Source organism: Microbacterium sp. NPDC055599, assembly GCF_053618975.1.
On record NZ_JBSHIM010000017.1, the window covers coordinates 44,783 to 62,345 of the forward strand.

18 protein-coding genes are annotated in these 17,563 nt (G+C 73.4%); 12 read left to right on the forward strand and 6 right to left on the reverse strand.

Translation table 11 applies throughout. The features are described 5' to 3' along the window. Positions 1-5 precede the first annotated feature (5 nt). Together ACWGQ1_RS15685 and ACWGQ1_RS15690 are read left to right on the forward strand one after the other, a co-directional pair. On the forward strand, positions 6-566 hold the full coding sequence (locus ACWGQ1_RS15685; RefSeq protein ID WP_136034130.1) for an acyl-CoA thioesterase: 561 nt from the start codon (positions 6-8) through the stop codon (positions 564-566). A 39-nt stretch (positions 567-605) separates the two neighbouring features. Continuing rightward, the gene (locus tag ACWGQ1_RS15690; RefSeq protein WP_136034132.1) at positions 606-2,006 is read left to right on the forward strand and encodes a hypothetical protein; all 1,401 of its coding nucleotides are present in this window, start codon (positions 606-608) and stop codon (positions 2,004-2,006) included. On the opposite strand, the gene ACWGQ1_RS15695 is transcribed toward ACWGQ1_RS15690, so the two are convergent. The 3 genes from ACWGQ1_RS15695 to ACWGQ1_RS15705 are packed head-to-tail and all read right to left on the reverse strand — an operon-like array spanning position 1,961 to position 3,788. Beyond that, a complete protein-coding gene (locus ACWGQ1_RS15695; protein ID WP_136034134.1) occupies positions 1,961-2,551 on the reverse strand; it encodes a hypothetical protein in 591 nt (196 codons plus the stop codon). The two genes, ACWGQ1_RS15690 and ACWGQ1_RS15695, sit on opposite strands and share 46 nt — an antisense overlap. Beyond that, positions 2,548-3,111 (reverse strand): DUF4352 domain-containing protein, encoded by a 564-nt coding sequence (locus ACWGQ1_RS15700; RefSeq protein WP_136034136.1) that lies wholly within the window; start codon positions 3,109-3,111, stop codon positions 2,548-2,550. The genes ACWGQ1_RS15695 and ACWGQ1_RS15700 overlap by 4 nt, the downstream gene beginning before the upstream one ends. Then, positions 3,108-3,788: a hypothetical protein gene (locus ACWGQ1_RS15705; protein WP_452313273.1), complete on the reverse strand. Its 681-nt coding sequence runs from the start codon at positions 3,786-3,788 to the stop codon at positions 3,108-3,110. The genes ACWGQ1_RS15700 and ACWGQ1_RS15705 overlap by 4 nt, the downstream gene beginning before the upstream one ends. Before the next feature lie 74 nt (positions 3,789-3,862). On the opposite strand from ACWGQ1_RS15705, the gene ACWGQ1_RS15710 reads away from it, so the two are divergent. From ACWGQ1_RS15710 to rocD, 6 genes are all read left to right on the forward strand, one after another. After that, complete coding sequence (locus ACWGQ1_RS15710) at positions 3,863-7,516, forward strand: proline dehydrogenase family protein (RefSeq protein ID WP_452313274.1); 3,654 nt, start codon at positions 3,863-3,865, stop codon at positions 7,514-7,516. 168 nt (positions 7,517-7,684) lie between these two features. Further along, the gene (locus ACWGQ1_RS15715) at positions 7,685-8,119 is read left to right on the forward strand and encodes a hypothetical protein (RefSeq protein WP_136034142.1); all 435 of its coding nucleotides are present in this window, start codon (positions 7,685-7,687) and stop codon (positions 8,117-8,119) included. Then, entirely contained in the window at positions 8,119-8,349 is a 231-nt protein-coding gene (locus ACWGQ1_RS15720) for a helix-turn-helix transcriptional regulator (RefSeq protein ID WP_136034144.1), read from the forward strand. The genes ACWGQ1_RS15715 and ACWGQ1_RS15720 overlap by 1 nt, the downstream gene beginning before the upstream one ends. Next, entirely contained in the window at positions 8,346-9,338 is a 993-nt protein-coding gene (locus ACWGQ1_RS15725) for an NAD(P)-dependent alcohol dehydrogenase (RefSeq protein WP_206252632.1), read from the forward strand. Before ACWGQ1_RS15720 ends, ACWGQ1_RS15725 begins: the two co-directional genes overlap by 4 nt. A gap of 166 nt (positions 9,339-9,504) precedes the next feature. After that, positions 9,505-10,383, forward strand: coding sequence for a dimethylargininase (ddaH, locus tag ACWGQ1_RS15730; protein WP_136034148.1), 879 nt, complete (start codon positions 9,505-9,507; stop codon positions 10,381-10,383). After that, positions 10,380-11,603: an ornithine--oxo-acid transaminase gene (gene rocD / locus ACWGQ1_RS15735; RefSeq protein WP_452313275.1), complete on the forward strand. Its 1,224-nt coding sequence runs from the start codon at positions 10,380-10,382 to the stop codon at positions 11,601-11,603. Before ddaH ends, rocD begins: the two co-directional genes overlap by 4 nt. An 81-nt stretch (positions 11,604-11,684) precedes the next feature. On the opposite strand, the gene ACWGQ1_RS15740 is transcribed toward rocD, so the two are convergent. The 3 genes from ACWGQ1_RS15740 to ACWGQ1_RS15750 all read right to left on the reverse strand — a co-directional run bounded on the left by ACWGQ1_RS15740 (position 11,685) and on the right by ACWGQ1_RS15750 (position 13,804). Further along, a complete protein-coding gene (locus ACWGQ1_RS15740; protein ID WP_378823415.1) occupies positions 11,685-11,951 on the reverse strand; it encodes a hypothetical protein in 267 nt (88 codons plus the stop codon). 72 nt (positions 11,952-12,023) lie between these two features. Beyond that, positions 12,024-13,358, reverse strand: a complete 1,335-nt coding sequence (locus ACWGQ1_RS15745) for an MFS transporter (RefSeq protein ID WP_136034163.1) — start codon at positions 13,356-13,358, stop codon at positions 12,024-12,026. Positions 13,359-13,363: 5 nt separating this feature from the next. Beyond that, positions 13,364-13,804 (reverse strand): MarR family winged helix-turn-helix transcriptional regulator, encoded by a 441-nt coding sequence (locus ACWGQ1_RS15750; RefSeq protein WP_136034152.1) that lies wholly within the window; start codon positions 13,802-13,804, stop codon positions 13,364-13,366. A 71-nt stretch (positions 13,805-13,875) separates the two neighbouring features. Here ACWGQ1_RS15750 and ACWGQ1_RS15755 point away from each other — a divergent pair, with 71 nt between their 5' ends. From ACWGQ1_RS15755 to ACWGQ1_RS15770, 4 genes are all read left to right on the forward strand, one after another. Beyond that, the gene (locus tag ACWGQ1_RS15755; protein WP_206252636.1) at positions 13,876-14,619 is read left to right on the forward strand and encodes a copper homeostasis protein CutC; all 744 of its coding nucleotides are present in this window, start codon (positions 13,876-13,878) and stop codon (positions 14,617-14,619) included. Between the two features lie 9 nt (positions 14,620-14,628). After that, positions 14,629-15,483, forward strand: a complete 855-nt coding sequence (locus tag ACWGQ1_RS15760) for an alpha/beta fold hydrolase (RefSeq protein WP_378802836.1) — start codon at positions 14,629-14,631, stop codon at positions 15,481-15,483. A 235-nt stretch (positions 15,484-15,718) separates the two neighbouring features. Beyond that, a complete protein-coding gene (locus ACWGQ1_RS15765) occupies positions 15,719-16,456 on the forward strand; it encodes a DUF1684 domain-containing protein (protein WP_136028537.1) in 738 nt (245 codons plus the stop codon). A gap of 33 nt (positions 16,457-16,489) precedes the next feature. Next, positions 16,490-17,539, forward strand: a complete 1,050-nt coding sequence (locus ACWGQ1_RS15770; RefSeq protein WP_452313276.1) for a lipoyl protein ligase domain-containing protein — start codon at positions 16,490-16,492, stop codon at positions 17,537-17,539. The last annotated feature ends 24 nt before the right edge of the window (positions 17,540-17,563 follow it).

Genomic DNA, 17,563 nt, shown 5'->3' on the forward strand with positions numbered 1-17,563 from the left:
CCCTCGTGAACGTGATCTGGCGGACCCTCCTCGTGATCCTCGGCGCGCGGCGTCGCGTGCGGCAGGGGAAGACCCTCGACCCGACCGCGGTGAGCAGCGTCACCGTCACGACCCTCCCCACCGACCTCGACATCCTCCGGCACATGAACAACGGCCGCTATCTGTCGCTGTTCGACCTCGGCCGCTGGGATCACCTGATCCGCACCGGGCTGTTCGACGTGATGAAGCAGCGCGGCTGGTACGCGGTCGTCTCGAGCGAGACCATCACGTTCCGCAAGTCGCTGCAGCTGTGGCAGCGCTTCGAGGTGCAGTCGCGGTTCATCGGCCACGACGACAGGGCGCTGTTCCTGGAGCACCGGGCCGTGGTCGACGGCGAGGTGTACGCCAGGGCCATCGTGCGGGCGCGCGTGCTGCGGCGCACAGGCGGCACCGTGAGCAACGAGGAGCTGTTCGCCGCGGTCGGCAAGCCGGAGGGCGTGCCGGAGATCGACGCCTGGGTGCACGACTGGGCGGCGGCGTCCGCCCTCCCGCCCGTGCGCACGCCCGCCCCCAGCGTCTGGAACTGATCAGGCGCGCGGCGGGCGCACTGCCGATATATTGACGCTGTGCTGGCCATCCTGACGACCGCCGGGCGCGTGCTGCTGCGGCACTGGCCCGCGCTCATGGCGTGGTACCTGGCCGGGGTCCTCGTGCACTACGTGATCACCGAGATCGCCGGTTTCGTGGGTGCCACCTCGGCCACGCTGGGCTTCCTGGTGCTGCCCATCGCGATCCTCGCCCGCCTCGTCAGCCTGGTGGCCATGTTCCTGGTGCTGCGCGACGGGCTGCGCAACCTGCAGGAGGTCGCCCCGCTCCCGGAGTCCGCCGCCGACCGGCGCCGGACGTTCCTCACCGCGCTGCTCGCCGGGATCCTCCCCTTCTTCGCCGTGTACTGGGCGCAGGGCCTGCTCGGCGAGGACGTGCGCACCTACTCGGCCCGTGCCCTCGAGGTGCGCTCCGGGATCATCTGGACGGCGAGCGTCAACGGCGAACCGGCCGTCGGCTCCGAGGACACGGTGCTCAACCTGCCCCTCAACGTCTGGACGATCGCGATCATCGTCGTCGCGTTCGCCGGGCGATGGGCGTGGTCGAAGTGGTCGCCGAAACTCGCCGCCTGGCTGTCGCCCGTGGCGGTGTACTTCGAGGTCGTCTGGGTGTTCTTCTCGGTCATGGTGCTCGGCGACGTGTTCGACGCGATCAAGGCCTGGGTCGACAGCCGAGCCGCGATGGCGGTCCTGGAAGACGTGCGCGAGGGACTGCTGGACGCGGTCGCGCCGCTGCGGTGGCTGTGGGACGGGGTCGGCTGGGTGCTGTCGGAGGCCGGTCCGGTGCTGCTGGCGCCGCTGGCGTGGCTCACGATCGCCGGCGTCGTGTTCGGGCAGGCGATCGTGGCCGAGAAGCTGCGCGTCGAGAGCCGGTTCCTGTCGCGGTTCCGTCAGCACGCCGAGGCCATCCCCAACCCGCTCGTGCGCCGGCTCAGAGACCTCGGCGACGAACTGGGCGCCCGGTTCCGCCCGATCGGTCGCGCGCTGCTGCTGATGTGGCGGGCCGGCCCGCTCCTGGTCGCGTCCTACGCCCTGCTGTACGTGGTGGTGAAGGCGCTCGAGTCGTACCTGGCCTTCGGTCTCACCCGCCTGATCGGTCCGCACGACTTCGTCTTCTGGGCGGTCGCGACGCCCCTCGTGTCCCTCGTCCCGATGCTGCTGATCGAGCCCGTGCGCATCGCCGTGATCAGCGGCGCGTACGACGCCACGCTCGGGCGACTGCGACGCAAGCAGCAGGAGCGCTCCGACACCACCACCGGTTCCGCGGCCGAGGCGGAGATGCGCGCCGTCGCCGATGCCGCGGGGCTGCTGCCCTCCTCGGTCGACGCGGTCGCCGCGGCCGTCGTCGCCGCCCCGCCGCGCGATGCCGTGGGGGGTCAGAGCTCGAACGCGAACCTGAGGAACGAGCCGCCCGCGTCGTAGGGTCGCACGTCCACCCAGAACGGGCCCTCCGCGTCGTCCGGCACCACGAACGGCACGACCAGCTCGTACTCCCCGGCCTCTGCGCTCAGGCACGTCTCCGGCTCGTCCGGGTCGGACAGCAGCCCGATCTCCAGACGCACGGGGCGCCACTCGCGGCCCGTCGCCCGCTCCACCAGCTTCGGGGTCTCGCAGCCGATGCCCGCGGTGCTCGCGTCGACCGGCACCGCCACGGCGATCAGCCGCGTGCCGTCGGGGACGTCGAGGCCGCTCACGTCGTCGATCTCGCCCCCGCGCACCGGGCCCCACTCGGCTCCGGCGAGGTCGGCCGAGGCGTCTTCGTCGACCGTGATCGCGGTGACCGCCCTGGCCCCGAACCCGAAGTACTGATACCACTCCTGCCAGCCGACGGCCGCGGCGGTGACCGGGGCGAGCACCGCGAGGGCGACGAGCGCGACGGCGTTGCGACGCCACCACGACGGCCGACGCGGCACCGGTGCGGGCTCGACCGTGGGCGCGGGCGGGAGCGGCGGAGGCGGGATCGTCATCCGCGGGCCCACCCGTTCTCGTCCAGGAGGATGGCGGCCTCGACCGGGAGGTCGGCGAGGTCGAGCGGCAGGTCGACGACCCCGTCGAGCAGGACCTCGCCGATGCCGGCGCCCGCGACCCCGAGGCGCAGGGTGGCGCGGTCGTCCGTGACGTCGTCTGGCAGCTCGAACGCCAGACTCCCCGCGCGCGGGACGCCGGTCACCAGCCGCTGCTGCGCGAACGTCGTCCCGCGATCGGTGGCGCTGAACGTGCGGTCGCCGATGGTGAGCTGCGCGAGCGAGAGGGTGCTGAGGTCCTGCGTCACGGCGGACGCGGCCTCCAGGTCGACCACCAGCCAGGTGCCGTCGGCCGACCAGCCGTCCGCGTCTTCGACCCGGTCGGCCAGGCGCACGTCGGTGATCGTCACGACGAGGTTGCGCACGGCGGCCTCCTCGCCGATCCGCGTGACCCGGGGGAACGCGGCCGTCGCGGCGTCGTCCGGAAGCGTGACCTTCGACACCACCCACGCGCCGGCGAGCAGCGCCGCGGTGAGCAGCCACACGAGGACGTGCTTCTTCACGGTGCCGTCCCCTCGCCGATCCGTGCCGTGAGGGTCGCGCCGACCCGCACGTCGGTCCAGTAATCCCCGCGGATCACCCGTGAGCCGACCGCGTGCGTGGAGTCCGGCAGGGTGAGCGTGAGCTCCTCGCCCTCCCGGTAGTCGTCCGGCCCCACGAGCCAGGCGAGCAGCAGTCGTGCGGGGACGTCGGGCTGCAGCGTCGGGGCCCCGCGTCCGTCGTCGGCCCGCGACACCTGCCCCTTCTCGTCGAGGCCCTCGATGCGGATGCCGTCGACCACCGCCGACTCGGGGACGCCCGAGGTCGAGCCGCGCGGGGCGTGGAAGGTGTTCACCGCGTCGACCGTGACCACCAGCACGCGCTCGCCCTTCTCCTCCTCGGGGAACACCCACGTCTGCCCGCGGTCGTCGCGCAGCTCCACCGCCACGACCGTCAGCTCCAGGTCGGACCCCGCGTACGTCTCACCCACCGCGACCGTGGGGGTCGGGTCGACCGCGGCCGCCTCCAGCCCGCCGAACACCGCGGTGCCGGCGAGGAGCAGCGCCCCCGCGCCGGTGAGCAGCCACGGGGTCGGGATCAGGTCGATGCTGCGCCGCGCCCACCCCAGCACCCTGGCCCGGGCGGCGGACGCGTCGCTGCGGCCCTGCGGCGCCGTCCCCTCCGGCGGTGTCGTGGTCACGGCAACAGCATAGGGGCGAGGTCGTGCGGCCCGGGCTCCCGCCGAAACAGGGGCCCGGTCATAGGCTGAGGATCATGGCCGAGCTCCCGCCGGATGCCGCGTCGTCCGCCCCCCTCTCCGACCGTGCGATCGACCTCGCGCGCCGCTGGGTGATCGAGGCCGCGGCGGCCGACGTCGACCCCGCGGCCGCACGCCTGGCCGGGGTGCTGCGCGACGCGAACGGCCTGCCCTTCACGCTCGGCTTCGTCGACGGGGTGATGCGCCCGGAGAGCCTGACCGCGGCCGCCGCCCGCCTGCACCGCATCGCGCCGATCGTGCCCGAGTTCCTGCCCTGGTACCTGCGCTCGGCCGTGCGCCTGGGCGGGGGTGTCGCGCCCGTGCTGCCGACCCCGGTCGTGCCGATCGCGCGGCGGGCGCTGCGCGACATGGTCGGGCACCTCGTGGTCGACGCGCGTCCCGCCAAGCTCGGCCCCGCGATCGAGCGGCTGCGTGCCTCGGGCTCGCGGCTCAACCTCAATCTGCTGGGCGAGGCGGTGCTGGGCGAGGCCGAAGCGCAGCGCCGGCTCGACGGCATCCACGAGCTCATCCGCCGCGCCGACGTGGACTACGTGTCGGTCAAGGTGTCGGCCATCATGAGCCGCATCTCGATGTGGGGGTTCGACGTCGTCGTCGACCGCGTGGTGCAGCGTCTGCTGCCGCTGTACCTGACCGCGGCGGACGACGGCACCTTCATCAACCTCGACATGGAGGAGTACCGCGACCTCGACCTCACGATCGCGGTGTTCACGCGGCTGCTGGAGGATCCGCGGCTGGCGCGGCTGGAGGCCGGCATCGTGCTGCAGGCCTACCTGCCCGACGCGCTGCCCGCGCTGCAGGAGCTGACCGCGTGGGCGCAGGACCGCGTGGCCCACGGGGGTGCCCGCATCAAGGTGCGGCTCGTGAAGGGCGCGAACCTCGCCATGGAGCACGTCGAGGCGCGGCTGCACGGCTGGACCCCCGCGACCTACGACACCAAGCTCGACACCGACGCGAACTACCTCCGCTGCCTGGACTGGGCGCTCACGCCCGCGCACACCTCCGCCGTGAAGCTGGGGATCGCCGGGCACAACCTGTTCGGCATCGCCTACGCCTGGCTGCTCGCGGGCGAGCGCGGCGTGCGCGATGCGATCGAGTTCGAGATGCTGCTCGGGATGGCGCAGGGCCAGGTGCGGGCCGTGTCGCGCGAGGTCGGGCCGGTGCTGCTGTACGTGCCCGTGGTCGCCCCGGCCGAGTTCGACGTGGCCATCAGCTACCTGGTGCGGCGGCTGGAGGAGAACGCGTCGTCCGACAACTTCCTGTCCGCGGCCTTCCGGCTGCACGAGGACGAGGGGCTGTTCGCCCGGGAGCGCGACCGGTTCCTCGACGCCCTCGACCGCTCCACGGACGCGACCCTGCTCCGCGGACCGCGCCGCACGCAGGACCGGCTCGCACCCGTGCACGAGTCGGTCCGCCCGACCGCCGCGGCCCCGATCCCCGAGGCCGACCTGACGCAGGCGGTGCTGGGCATCGCCCGCGGCACCGACGGCGCGGACACCGGGGCCTTCCTGGAGACGGCGGTGTACGCGGCCCGCGAGCGCGGTGAGGACACGGGCGGCGCTCCGGGCTTCGCCAACGCGCAGGACACCGACCTCGCGCTGCCCGCCAACCGGGAGTGGGCCGACGGGATCCGCGGTCGCCTGGCCGACTCGACCGTGGGGGAGGCCGTGCTCGCCGCCGCCCGCGTGGACGACGCCGACGAGCTCGGGCGCCTCGTGCGGGGCGTGCGCGCCGCGGCCGCGTCGTGGGGCTCGCGTCCGGCGGCGGAGCGCGCGGAGGTGCTGCTACGGGCCGCCGCCGCGCTCGACGGTCGGCGCGGGGAGCTGATCGAGGTGGCCGCGGCGGAGACCGGAAAGGTGTTCGCCGAGGCCGACGTGGAGGTCAGCGAGGCCGTCGACTTCGCCCGCTACTACGCCTCCACGTGCCGCGAGCTCGACGCGATCTCCGGTGCGGTGTTCGAGCCGGCGCGCGTGACCGTGGTCGCGCCGCCCTGGAACTTCCCGCTGGCGATCCCGGCCGGAGGAGTGCTCGCCGCGCTCGCCGCCGGCTCGGGGGTCGTGCTCAAGCCCGCCCCGCAGGCGCGACGCTGCGCCGCCGCGCTCGCCGAGGCCCTGTGGGAGGGCGGCGTGCCGCGCGAGGTGCTCGCCCTGGTCGACATCGAGGAGGGCGAGCTCGGACGGGCGCTGATCACCGACGAGGCCGTGGACCGCGTGATCCTCACCGGCTCGTGGGAGACGGCGGCGTTGTTCCGCTCGTGGCGCCCCGACCTGCCGCTGCTCGCCGAGACCAGCGGCAAGAACGCCATGATCATCACGCCGTCCGCCGACCTCGACCTGGCCGTCGCCGACCTGGTCAAGAGCGCCTTCGGGCATGCGGGGCAGAAGTGCTCCGCCGCCTCCCTCGCGATCCTCGTCGGCCCTGTCGGCCGTTCGCAGCGCTTCGCCCGGCAGCTCGCCGACGCGGTCCGCTCTCTGCGCGTGGGCTGGCCGGCGGATCCGTCGGCCGAGGTGGGCCCCGTGATCGAGACACCCCAGGGCAAGCTCGCCTGGGCGCTCACCGAGCTGGAGGGCGACGAGCGGTGGCTGATCGAGCCCGCCCCCGTGGACGGCGACGAGAGCGGACGGCTGTGGCGGCCCGGCGTGCGCGTGGGCGTGCAGCCGGGGTCGCGCTTCCACCTCGAGGAGTTCTTCGGCCCGGTGCTCGGCATCATGCACGCGCCCACGCTCGCGCGCGCGATCGAGCTGCAGAACGCGGTCGCGTACGGCCTCACGGCCGGGCTCCACACGCAGGACCCCGACGACCTGTCGCTCTGGCTCGACCGGGTGCAGGCGGGCAACCTCTACGTCAACCGCGGCACCACGGGGGCGATCGTGCAGCGGCAGCCCTTCGGCGGCTGGAAGCGGTCGTCGGTCGGCCCCGGTGCGAAGCCGGGCGGCCCGAACCACCTGATCGGCCTCGGCACGTGGCGCTCGCAGCCCGGGGGCGCGGCATCGAGCACCCTGCACCTGCGGGGACTCGACTCGCGCATCACGGCGCTCATCGAGTCGGCGCAGCCGTCGCTGGCGTACGAGGCCTTCGAGTGGCTGCGGCGCGCGGCCCTGTCGGATGCCCTGGCCTGGGACCGAGAGTTCGGGCGGGTGCGCGACGTGTCGCGGCTGGAGGTGGAGCGCAACCTGTTCCGCTACCGTCCGGGGCACGTGGAGATCAGGGCGACCGAGGACGCAAGGCTGCAGGACGTGCTGCGGGTCGTGATCGCGGGGGTCCGCGCGGGGGCGGACTTCGTGCTCTCCACCCCGGTGGGGCTGCCGGCCGGGGTGCGGCACGCGCTGGGCGACCTCGACGCGGTGGTGTTCCTGGAGTCGGACGAGGAGTGGATGCAGCGCCTGCTGCCCGCGGAGGAGGAGCCGGCGGAGGGCGCGAGCGCGGGCGCGCGGTACGACCGGGTGCGTCTGGTGGGCGGCCGGGAGGCGGTCGCGACGCTGCGGGCGTCGCTGGCGGCGGCGACCGCGGGCGACCCCGACCTGGCGGTGTACGACGCGGAGGTGACCGCGGCCGCCCGCATCGAGCTGCTCCCGTTCGTGCACGAGCAGTCGATCTCCATCACGGCGCACCGCTACGGCAACCTCGACCCCTGGAGTGCTCCCGTCATCTGACCCCGCCCCCGCCCGCCGCGCCCACCGGTGCGGGGTCGAAAAGGTGCGTTCCGCGGGCGTGTCCGGCGCGTCTTCGATCCGGCACCGCCGGGCGTGTAAAAGATTCTTGACACGAGCATCCGCCGCGCGTAGCCTCATGTCAAGAATCCTTTACATTCGGAGGGCGTCATGGTCTACGAGGAACGCAATGTCTGGGCGGGGCTCATCATCAGCCCGATCGTGCTCGTCGCCTACGTGGTGCTCGTGCTGCAGCAGGCGGCGGGCGGGCCGCTCACCGCGGTCGACTGGTTCCCGCTCATGCTCTGGAGCATCGGCGGCGGCATCGTCGGCACCATCCTGCTCAGCGTCGCCTGGGGCATCCTGGCCGGGATGCGCGACCCCGACGGCGTCGGCCGCTCCGACATCCGCGACCGCGACATCGGCCGCATGGGCGCCCGCGTGGAGCAGGCGTTCGTGGCGATCGCCGGACTCGGCGTGATCGTGCTGTGCGGGATCGGAGCCGACGTCTTCTGGATCGCGAACACGATGTTCCTCGGGTTCTTCGTGGCCGCGGTGGTCGGCGGCATCGCCCGGGTGATCGCCTACCGGCGGGGGCTCGTGTGATGGTCAAGCCCACCCTCGTCTCCAACAGCATCCGCGCCCACCGCGAGCGGGCAGGGCTCACCCAGGCCGAGCTCGCCAAGACCGTCGGCGTGACGCGCCAGACGCTCATCGCGATCGAGCAGCAGAAATACTCGCCCACGCTCGAGCTCGCGTTCCAGATCGCCCGTGCCTTCGGCGTCGGGCTCGACGAGCTGTTCTCCTATCCGAGCGCCCCCGGAGGTGCCGCATGACCGCCCGCATGGCCGCCTGGCGTCGCGAGACCTACGGCCCCGCCGACGGAGTCGCGCTCGAACGCCTCCCCCTGCCGCAGCCGCACCACGGCGAGGTGCTGCTCCGCGTGCGGGCCACCGCGCTCAATGCGGGCGACGTGCGGCTGCTGCTCGGCGATCCGCTGCTCGTGCGACCGGCGTTCGGGCTCACCCGGCCGAAGCATCCCGTGCGCGGCATGGAGGTCGTCGGCACGGTCGTGGGCGTCGGGCCCGACGTGGTGGGCGCCGAGCTCGACGAGCACGTGGTCGGCGAGCTCGTGGGCGGCGGAGGTCTCGCGGAGTACGTGCGGGTGCCGGCCGCCCGGCTCGTGCCGCTGCCGCCGGGCGTGGAGCCCGAGGTCGCCGCCACGCTCCCGGTCGCCGGGGGCACGGCGTGGCAGGCGCTCGACCTCGGCGGGGTCGGACTGCACGGCGGCACCCCGCGGGTGCTGGTGATCGGGGCGTCGGGCGGGGTCGGCACGTTCGCGGTGCAGCTCGCCGCGCTGCGCGGGGCCGAGGTGTGGGCGTCGTGCCGCGACCGCAACCAGCCGCTGATCGAGCGCCTCGGGGCCGTGCGCACGTTCGACCACCGGGTCACGCCCCTGCGCGAGCTGCCCGCGGGGCACTTCGACGCGATCATCGACGTCGCGGGCGGCATCCCGCTGCGGCAGCTGCAGCGACTGGTGGTGCCCGGCGGTCGCGTGGTGCTGGTCACCGGCGACGGCGGGCCCGTGCTGGGTCCGATCCCGCGCATGCTGAGGGCGGTCGTGCTGTCGCTCGGGTCGCGGCGCATCCGCCCGCTCGCGGCGACGCCCCGGCCCGAGGTGCTCGCCCGGCTGCTCGAGCTCGTGGCGGATGGCAGCCTCGTGCCGGTGATCGCCGAGACCTACGACTTCGCCGGGGCCGGGGCCGCGCTCGCCCGGCTGCAGGAGGGGCACGTGGTCGGAAAGCTGGTCGTGCGCGGCACCTGAGCGCGGCGGCGCGGGATCTGGCGGGCGGTCAGGCGCGGGTGGCACAATGGTCACCGGCGTGCCCGAGTCGCATCTTCCCCGCACCCGCTCCCGCGCGAGCGACGGGTCGAAGGACCGCCGGGCCCCTGGACAGCGTCCGCCGCGCCCGTTCACACGAGGAGCATCCATGTCGACGCCGGAGACCGCCGTCACCACCGCCCCTGCGCGCACCGCGCACCGCCGCCACTACCTGATGTGCCGTCCAGAGCACTTCACGGTGAACTACTCGATCAACCCGTGGATGGAGCCGGCCAAGCCGACCGACACGGCCCGTGCGGTCGAGCAGTGGCAGAAGCTGTACGACCTGTACGTCGAGCTGGGTCACGAGGTCGAGCTGATCGAGCCGCTCGCCGGATACCCCGACATGGTCTACACGGCCAACGGCGGCTTCCTGATCGACGGCCGCGCGTACGTGCCCGAGTTCCGCTTCGTCGAGCGTCAGGGCGAGGCCCCGGCGTTCGCCGACTGGTTCCGCGCCAACGGCTACGACACGGTGCTGCCCGAAGAGGTCAACGAGGGTGAGGGCGACTTCCTGCTGGTGGGTGACGTGATCCTCGCCGGCACCGGGTTCCGCTCCACGGGCGACAGCCACCGCGAGGTGGGCGAGGTGTTCGGCCGCGAGGTCGTGTCGCTCAACCTCGTCGACCCGCGCTTCTACCACCTCGACACCGCCATCGCGGTGCTCGACCCGGTGCAGGGCGTGGAGAACGGCGGCCCGGAGCGCGCCAACATCGCCTACCTGCCCGGTGCCTTCGACGACGCCAGCCGGGCCGAGCTCGAGCGGCGCTTCCCGGACGCGATCCTGGTGTCCGACGAGGACGGCGCGGTGTTCGGCCTCAACTCGTCCAGCGACGGCTACAACGTGATCATCTCGCCGCGCGCGAAGGGCTTCGAGCAGCAGCTGCGCGAGCGCGGGTACAACCCGATCACGGTCGACCTGTCCGAGCTGCTGCTCGGCGGCGGCGGCATCAAGTGCTGCACGCTCGAACTGCGCGGTGCGAAGTGACCGCGGTCGAGCCGGTGACCGCGGCGGCCGCTGAGGCCACGGCGCACGCGGAGCCGCACGTCGCGCACAACTACCACCCGCTGCCGGTCATGATCGCGCGGGGCGAGGGCGCGTGGGTCACCGACGTGGAGGGCAAGCGCTACCTCGACCTGCTCGCCGCCTACTCGGCCGTGAACTTCGGTCACCGCCACCCCGCCCTGGTCGCCGCCCTCACGGAGCAGCTCGGCCGCGTGACCCTGGTGAGCCGGGCGTTCCAGAGCGACACGCTCGAGCCCTTCGCCGCGGCGCTCGCCGAGCTGTGCGGCAAGGAGCTCGTGCTCCCGATGAACACCGGCGCCGAGGCCGTGGAGACCGGCATCAAGGTCGCCCGCGCCTGGGGCTACCGCGTGAAGGGCATCCCCGAGGGCGAGGCGCGCATCGTGGTGGCCAACGGCAACTTCCACGGGCGCACGACCACCATCGTGAGCTTCAGCGACGACGAGACCGCGCACGACGACTTCGGCCCCTACACGCCGGGCTTCGACCGGGTGCCGTTCGCCGACGCCGACGCCATCGAGGCCGCGATCACGGAGAACACCGCGGCCGTGCTGGTCGAGCCGATCCAGGGCGAGGCCGGGGTCGTGATCCCGCCGGAGGGCTACCTGCGCCGCATCCGCGAGATCTGCGACGCGAAGAACGTGCTGTTCATCGCCGACGAGATCCAGGCGGGACTGGGCCGCGTGGGCGAGACGTTCGCGTGCGACCGCGAGGGCGTCGTGCCCGACCTGTACCTGCTCGGCAAGGCGCTCGGCGGCGGCATCCTCCCGGTGTCGGCCGTGGTGGGCGACCGCGACGTGCTGGGCGTGATCCGCCCGGGCGAGCACGGGTCGACGTTCGGCGGCAACCCGCTCGCGGCGGCGGTCGGGCTGCGCGTGGTGGAGATGATGCAGACGGGCGAGTTCCAGGAGCGCGCACGGGCTCTGGGTGCGCACCTGGAGGCCGCGCTGCAGCCGCTCATCGGCCACGGCGTGACCGCGGTGCGCATCGCGGGGCTGTGGGCCGGCGTCGACATCGACCCGGCGATCGGGACGGGCCGGGCGGTCGCGGAGAGGCTGTCGGAGCGGGGTGTGCTCGTGAAGGACACGCACGGCCAGACCATCCGCATCGCCCCGCCGCTCGTGATCCGCGCGACCGAGCTCGACTGGGCGGTCGAGCAGCTCAAGCTCGTGCTGGCGGGCTGAGCGCCTCACACGCACGCGAAGGATCCGCGGGCGGGCACCGGTCTCCGGTCGTCCCGTCCGCGGTTCCGTCTGCGGGAGCGCTCAGGCCGGCGGGTTGTCCGGGTCGAGCGTCTTCAGGGTGTCCTCCTCGGCGGGGTTGTCCGCGTCGAGGCCGTCCTCCGTGTTCTCCGAGCCGCCGAGCGGGGCGTGACCGGGGCCGGAGCTGCCCTGGATCGCGCCGCCGGTCGACTCGCCGCGGGAGCTGTCGCCCTGGATCGCGCCGCCGGTGCCGTCGCCCTGGCCGTCCTCCTGGGGCACGTCGACGTCGGGCGCGCCCTCTGCCGGGTCCTGGGGGTGGGGGGTGCTCATGTTGTCGTCCATGGCCCGACCGTACGGCGTGGGGTGGGTGACGCGGAGGGCGTTGACAAAACGCCGCGGTCGTCACTCGCCGTCGTCGCGGCGCACCGTGCGGATCGGCGTGGTCACGGTCGCCTTCTCGGTGAAGTCGACCGGTTCGACGGGCTGCACGACCCGCAGCGGCCGCGTCTCGTCGAGGGTGAGCAGGAAGCGGCTGGTCTCGTGCCGGTGCAGGCGCCCGGAGGTGAGCACCCACAGCACGCCGATGGCGCACGCGACGAAGCCCGCCGTGCCGCCCAGCATGATCGCGGCGCGGGGGCCGAACGTGTCGGCGACCCACCCGGCGATCGGCGCGCCGACCGGGGTCGAGCCCATGATCACGGCCATGTACAGCGCCAGCACGCGTCCGCGCAGCGCCGGGTCGGTCGTGATCTGCACGTACCCGTTCGCCGTGGTCAGCAGCGTCACGATCATGAAGCCCGTGAAGGTGAGGGTCACGGCGTAGGCGAGGTAGCTCGGCATGGCGGCCGACACGAACGCGGCGATGCCGAACCCGCCCGCGGCGAGGATCACGACCCGCACGCGCGCGGTGTCGCGGCGGGCGGCGAGCAGCGCGCCGATCAGCGAGCCGATCGCGAGCACCGAGCTGAGCACCCCGTAGCCGTCGGCTCCCGCACCGAACTCGAGGGCCATGGTGGAGGCGAAGATCGGGAAGTTCATGCCGAACGCGCCGATCAGGAACACCGTCACGAACACGACCTTGAGGTCGCTGCGCGCCCACACGTAGCGGAAGCCCTCGGCCAGCCCGCCCCGGTTGCGGTGCTTGGGCCGCGGGGCGAGCAGGTTCGCGCGCATCAGCAGCAGGGCCAGGATCATCGCGAGGAAGGTGGCGGCGTTGGCGATGAACACCCAGCCGGAGCCGATCGCGACGATGAGGAGGCCGCCCACGGCCGGGCCCACCATGCGGGCGAGGTTGAACGAGGCGGAGTTGAGGGCGACCGCGTTCGAGGTGTCGGCGGCGGAGACCATGTCGGACACGAAGGCCTGGCGGGCCGGGGCGTCGAACGCGTTGACGATGCCGAAGCCGAGCGCGAAGGCGAACATCATCGGCAGTGTCATGACGCCGGCCAGCAGCAGCGAGCCGACGGCGATCGCGAGCGCGAGCAGCGAGCCCTGCGTGGCGAGCAGGATGCGGCGGCGGTCGAAGCGGTCGGCCACCCAGCCGGTGAGGCTCACGAGCACGAGGGGCGGCCCGAACTGGAGGGCCATCGTGATGCCCATCGCGGTCGCGTCGTTGTCGGTGAGCTCGGTCAGCACGACCCAGTCCTGCGCGGTGGCCTGCATCCAGCCGCCGACGTTGGAGACCAGGGCGCCCGCGAACCAGATGCGGTAGTTGATGTTCGCGAACGAGCGGAACATGGCGCTCATCGTTCGACCACCCTCCGCATCAGGGCGCTCGCATCGCGCAGGATCGCGAGCTCGGCCTCGGTGTAGTCGACCTCGCGGAGCATGTCGGCCAGCAGCTCGTCGCGGCGGCGGATGGTCTCGACCACGATCTCGGCGCCGGCGGGCGTGATGTCGACCTGGACGCGACGGCGGTCGTCCTCGTCGGGCGTGCGGGCGACGTAGCCCTGCTCCTCGAGCCCGTTGACGATGCTGGTCATGGAGGGGGCGGTCACGCGCTCGCGCTCGGCGAGGGTGGAGATCGTGCGGCGGCCGTTCATGCGCAGATCGGCGAGCACGGCGAGCTGGGTGTCGCTCATGGTGTCGGCGGCGCGGGCGCAGCGGAGGCGGCGGGCGAGCCGGAACGTGGCCAGGCGCAGGTCTGTGGCGGTGAGGGCGAGGAGATCATCGGGCGCAGACATACTTAGTTAGTCTATCTAATATTCGGGCGTCGTGGGCGGGCCGTCGCGGATCCACCCGGCAGAATGGACGGGTGACCCGTACCCTCGCTCTCGAACTCGCCGTCCAGGACCCCGCCGGAGTGCGCATCGCCGCAGAGATCGGCGCCGCCCGTGTCGAGCTCGCCACGGCCCTCGCGCTCGGCGGCCTCACCCCCTCGCCCGGGACCGTGGAGCTCGCGCTCGCCGCCGCCGCCGACGGCCCCGAGGTGCACGTGCTGATCCGTCCGCGCGCCGGCGACTTCCACTATGACGCCGACGAGCTCGCGGTCGCCGAGCGCGACGTGCGCCACGCGATCGCCGCGGGGGCCGCGGGCGTCGTGATCGGCGTGCTCGACGCCGCCGGCCGCCTCGATCGCGAGGCCGTCGCCCGTCTCCGCGACGCCGCCGGGGGAGCACCCGTCACGCTGCACCGCGCCATCGACGTGACCGCCGACCCGGTCGCCACGCTCCGCACCGCGCGCGAGCTCGGGCTGCGCCGGGTGCTCACCTCGGGCGGAGCGTCCGCCGCGATCGACGGCATCGACACGCTGCGCGCCCTGGTCGCCGCGGCCGAGGGCGCGATCGAGGTCATGGCCGGCAGCGGCGTCGACGTCGCGAGTGCCCCCGTGCTCGCCGAGACCGGCATCGACGCGCTCCACTTCTCCGCCAAGCGCGCGGTCGTCGCCGAGGGCGGCGTGCGCATGGGCTCGGCGTCCGACGGCGTGGGCGGCTACGAGGTCACCGACCGCGACATCGCGGTCGCGATCAGGGACGCGCTCGCGGGGCGCGACCGGTAGGGTCGCAGCGTGACCGACACCCGCGAGTTCACCGATTCCCACGGCATCGCCATCGTCTACGACGTCTACCCGGCTGCGGGCGAGCCCCGCGGCGTCGTGCAGCTGCTGCACGGCGTGGGCGAGCACGCCGGCCGCTATCCCGCGCTGATCGCCGCGCTCACCGGCGCGGGCTTCCACGTGTACGCCGACGACCACCGCGGCCACGGGCGCACCGGTCTGCGTCAGCACGGCGACCCCGAGAAGCTGGGGCGGCTCGGCCCCGGCGGACTCCGGGCGGCGAAGGACGCGATCTGGCAGCTCACCGGCATCATCCGCGACGAGAACCCCGGCCTGCCGCTCGTGCTCCTCGGGCACTCGTGGGGGTCGTTCCTGGCGCAGATGCTCGTGAACGAGCACGCCGAGGCGTACGACGCGGTGATCCTCTCCGGCTCGGCACTGCGGACGCCGCGGTCGCTGAACCCCGCGCCGCTGAACGCCGCGTGGGCCGCCGACGACGCGACCGGATACGAGTGGCTGAGCCGCGACCCCGCGGTGTGGAAGTCCTTCGAGGAGGACCCGCTCACCACGGGCGTGCCCCTGCTGAAGCTCTTCGGTCCGCTCGACGCGGCGCGGCTCTACGGGCGTCCGGCGAAGCACCTCGCCCGCGACCTGCCGATGCTCCTCCTGGTCGGCCGCGACGACCCGGTCGGCGGTCCGCGCAGCGTCCACAAGCTCGCCGACGAGTACCGCCGCCGCTCGGGCCTCACCGACGTCACGACCCTCGTGTACCCCGACGCCCGCCACGAGATCTTCAACGAGCAGCAGCAGGACGAGGTGCGCGCCGACGTGCTCGCGTGGCTCGACGCGCACATCCCCGCCCGCTGACATCCCCGCTGCCGGGCGGCGACCCCGGTGCGAGGTCGTTATCGGCCCTCCGCCCGGCCTCGTGGGCCCCTTTTCGCACCCGCACCGGCCCGTCCGCACCCACACCCGCACGCGACCGAGGCGGACTGTGACGCGGGATGACGCGCGGTGAAGGAGTGTGACGCGAGCGCGCCGCGCCCGGCGTCGGCGACCTAGGTTCGGCTCATCCGCAGCAGGGACGGGAGGGCGCGCGGCGATGGGTTTCCGGAGCGACTGGCACGAATGGCATGCGGCGCGCGAGCGCTACGCCGGCGCGGAGTACGGGCCGTCCGCGCTCGAGTCCACGAACTGGCTCATCAGCGAGCCCGCGGCCGTCGACGGCATCCCCGGGCTCTGGGCCCTCGCCGGCGACGATGGCATCCGCGGCACCGAGCTCGGTCAGGCGGGGTCGAGCGTCACCCTCCGTGGCACCCAGACCCTGCGTCTGGGTCGCCGCGAGCTGCGCGTGTTCGACCGCAACGGAGCGATCGCGCTGCGCGTGTGGAACCCCGCGCGCCCGCAGCGGGAGTGGTTCACGGCGATCGACGCCTACGCCCCGGACGAGCGGTGGCGGCTGCCCGCCACGTTCGAGCCGACGCCCGGCGAGCGGATCCTGGTGACCTCGGTCGACGGCGCCTCGCGCGAGACGGACGTGGCGGGGCGCCTGCACTTCACGCTCGCCGGAGCCCCGCACACCCTCACGGTCACCCGCACCGGTCAGGGCGCCCTGAGCGCGGTGTTCTCCGACGGCACCAGCGGCCTGGAGACGTACCGGTTCCGTTTCCTCCCGGTCGACGAGCCCGCCGAGGACGGGACGGCGGTGCTCGACTTCACGCGCGCCTACCTGCCGCCGTGCGCGTTCTCCGACCAGTTCGTGTGCCCGCTGCCGCCACCGGGCAACCGCTACTCCACGCCCATCCGGGCGGGGGAGCGCGTGGTGGTGCTCGGCGGCTGACCCGCGCGGCACGGCGCGCCTTAAGCTGGAGTCGTGCACGGTGAATACAAGGTCCCTGGGGGCAAGCTCGTCGTCGTCGACCTCGAGGTGGAGAACGACCGGATCGCGCGGTTCCGGCTCGCCGGCGACTTCTTCCTGGAACCGGACTCGGCGCTCGACGACATCAACGCGGCGGTCGAGGGTCTGCCCGTGGAGTCCGACGCCTCCACGATCGCGGCCGCCGTCCGCGGGGCCCTCCCCGAGGGGGCGCAGCTGCTCGGCTTCACGCCGGAGGCGGTCGGCACCGCCGTGCGACGTGCCCTGGTCACCGCGCCGGGCTGGCGCGACTTCGACTGGGAGATCGTGCACGACAGGGCCGTCTCCCCGCGCATGAACCTCGCGCTCGACGAGGTGCTCACGTCGCGCGTGGGCGAGGGGCGTCGTCGTCCCACGCTGCGCATCTGGGAGTGGGACGAGTCGGCGGTCGTGATCGGCTCGTTCCAGTCGTACCGCAACGAGGTCGACCCCGAGGGCGCGGCCCGGCACGGGTTCGACGTGGTGCGCCGCATCTCCGGCGGCGGGGCCATGCTCATGGCGGCCGGCCAGATCATCACCTACTCGCTGTACGTGCCGGCGTCGCTCGTGGCGGGCATGACCTTCGCCGACTCCTACGCGTTCCTGGACGACTGGGTGCTGCAGGCGCTGCGCTCGCTCGGCATCGACGCGGTGTACCAGCCGCTCAACGACATCGCGAGCCCCACCGGCAAGATCGGCGGCGCCGCGCAGAAGCGTCTCGCCAACGGCGGGGTGCTGCACCACGCGACGCTGTCGTACGACATCGACGGTCAGGTGATGACCGAGGTGCTGCGCATCGGCCGCGAGAAGCTCAGCGACAAGGGCACCACGTCGGCGGCGAAGCGCGTCGACCCGCTGCGCAGCCAGACCGGGCTCGAGCGGGCGGAGATCATCGACCGGTTCGTGGAGACGTTCCGCTCGCTCACGTCCGCCGAAGACGGCACGATCACGCCGGAGGAGTACGCCGACGCCGAGGCTCTGGTGGAGTCGAAGTTCTCCACCGACGCGTGGCTGCACCGGGTGCCGTGACGACCTCGGACGCGGGCGCGGGCC

Excerpts from the sequence above, each read along its gene's own strand:
- ACWGQ1_RS15695 (WP_136034134.1), bottom strand. The coding sequence starts at position 2,551 with ATGACGATCCCGCCTCCGCCGCTCCCGCCCGCGCCCACGGTCGAGCCC.
- ACWGQ1_RS15710 (WP_452313274.1), top strand. The coding sequence starts at position 3,863 with ATGGCCGAGCTCCCGCCGGATGCCGCGTCGTCCGCCCCCCTCTCCGAC.
- ACWGQ1_RS15715 (WP_136034142.1), top strand. The coding sequence starts at position 7,685 with ATGGTCTACGAGGAACGCAATGTCTGGGCGGGGCTCATCATCAGCCCG.
- ACWGQ1_RS15720 (WP_136034144.1), top strand. The coding sequence starts at position 8,119 with ATGGTCAAGCCCACCCTCGTCTCCAACAGCATCCGCGCCCACCGCGAG.
- ACWGQ1_RS15725 (WP_206252632.1), top strand. The coding sequence starts at position 8,346 with ATGACCGCCCGCATGGCCGCCTGGCGTCGCGAGACCTACGGCCCCGCC.
- ddaH (WP_136034148.1), top strand. The coding sequence starts at position 9,505 with ATGTCGACGCCGGAGACCGCCGTCACCACCGCCCCTGCGCGCACCGCG.
- ACWGQ1_RS15740 (WP_378823415.1), bottom strand. The coding sequence starts at position 11,951 with ATGAGCACCCCCCACCCCCAGGACCCGGCAGAGGGCGCGCCCGACGTC.
- ACWGQ1_RS15745 (WP_136034163.1), bottom strand. The coding sequence starts at position 13,358 with ATGTTCCGCTCGTTCGCGAACATCAACTACCGCATCTGGTTCGCGGGC.
- ACWGQ1_RS15750 (WP_136034152.1), bottom strand. The coding sequence starts at position 13,804 with ATGTCTGCGCCCGATGATCTCCTCGCCCTCACCGCCACAGACCTGCGC.
- ACWGQ1_RS15765 (WP_136028537.1), top strand. The coding sequence starts at position 15,719 with ATGGGTTTCCGGAGCGACTGGCACGAATGGCATGCGGCGCGCGAGCGC.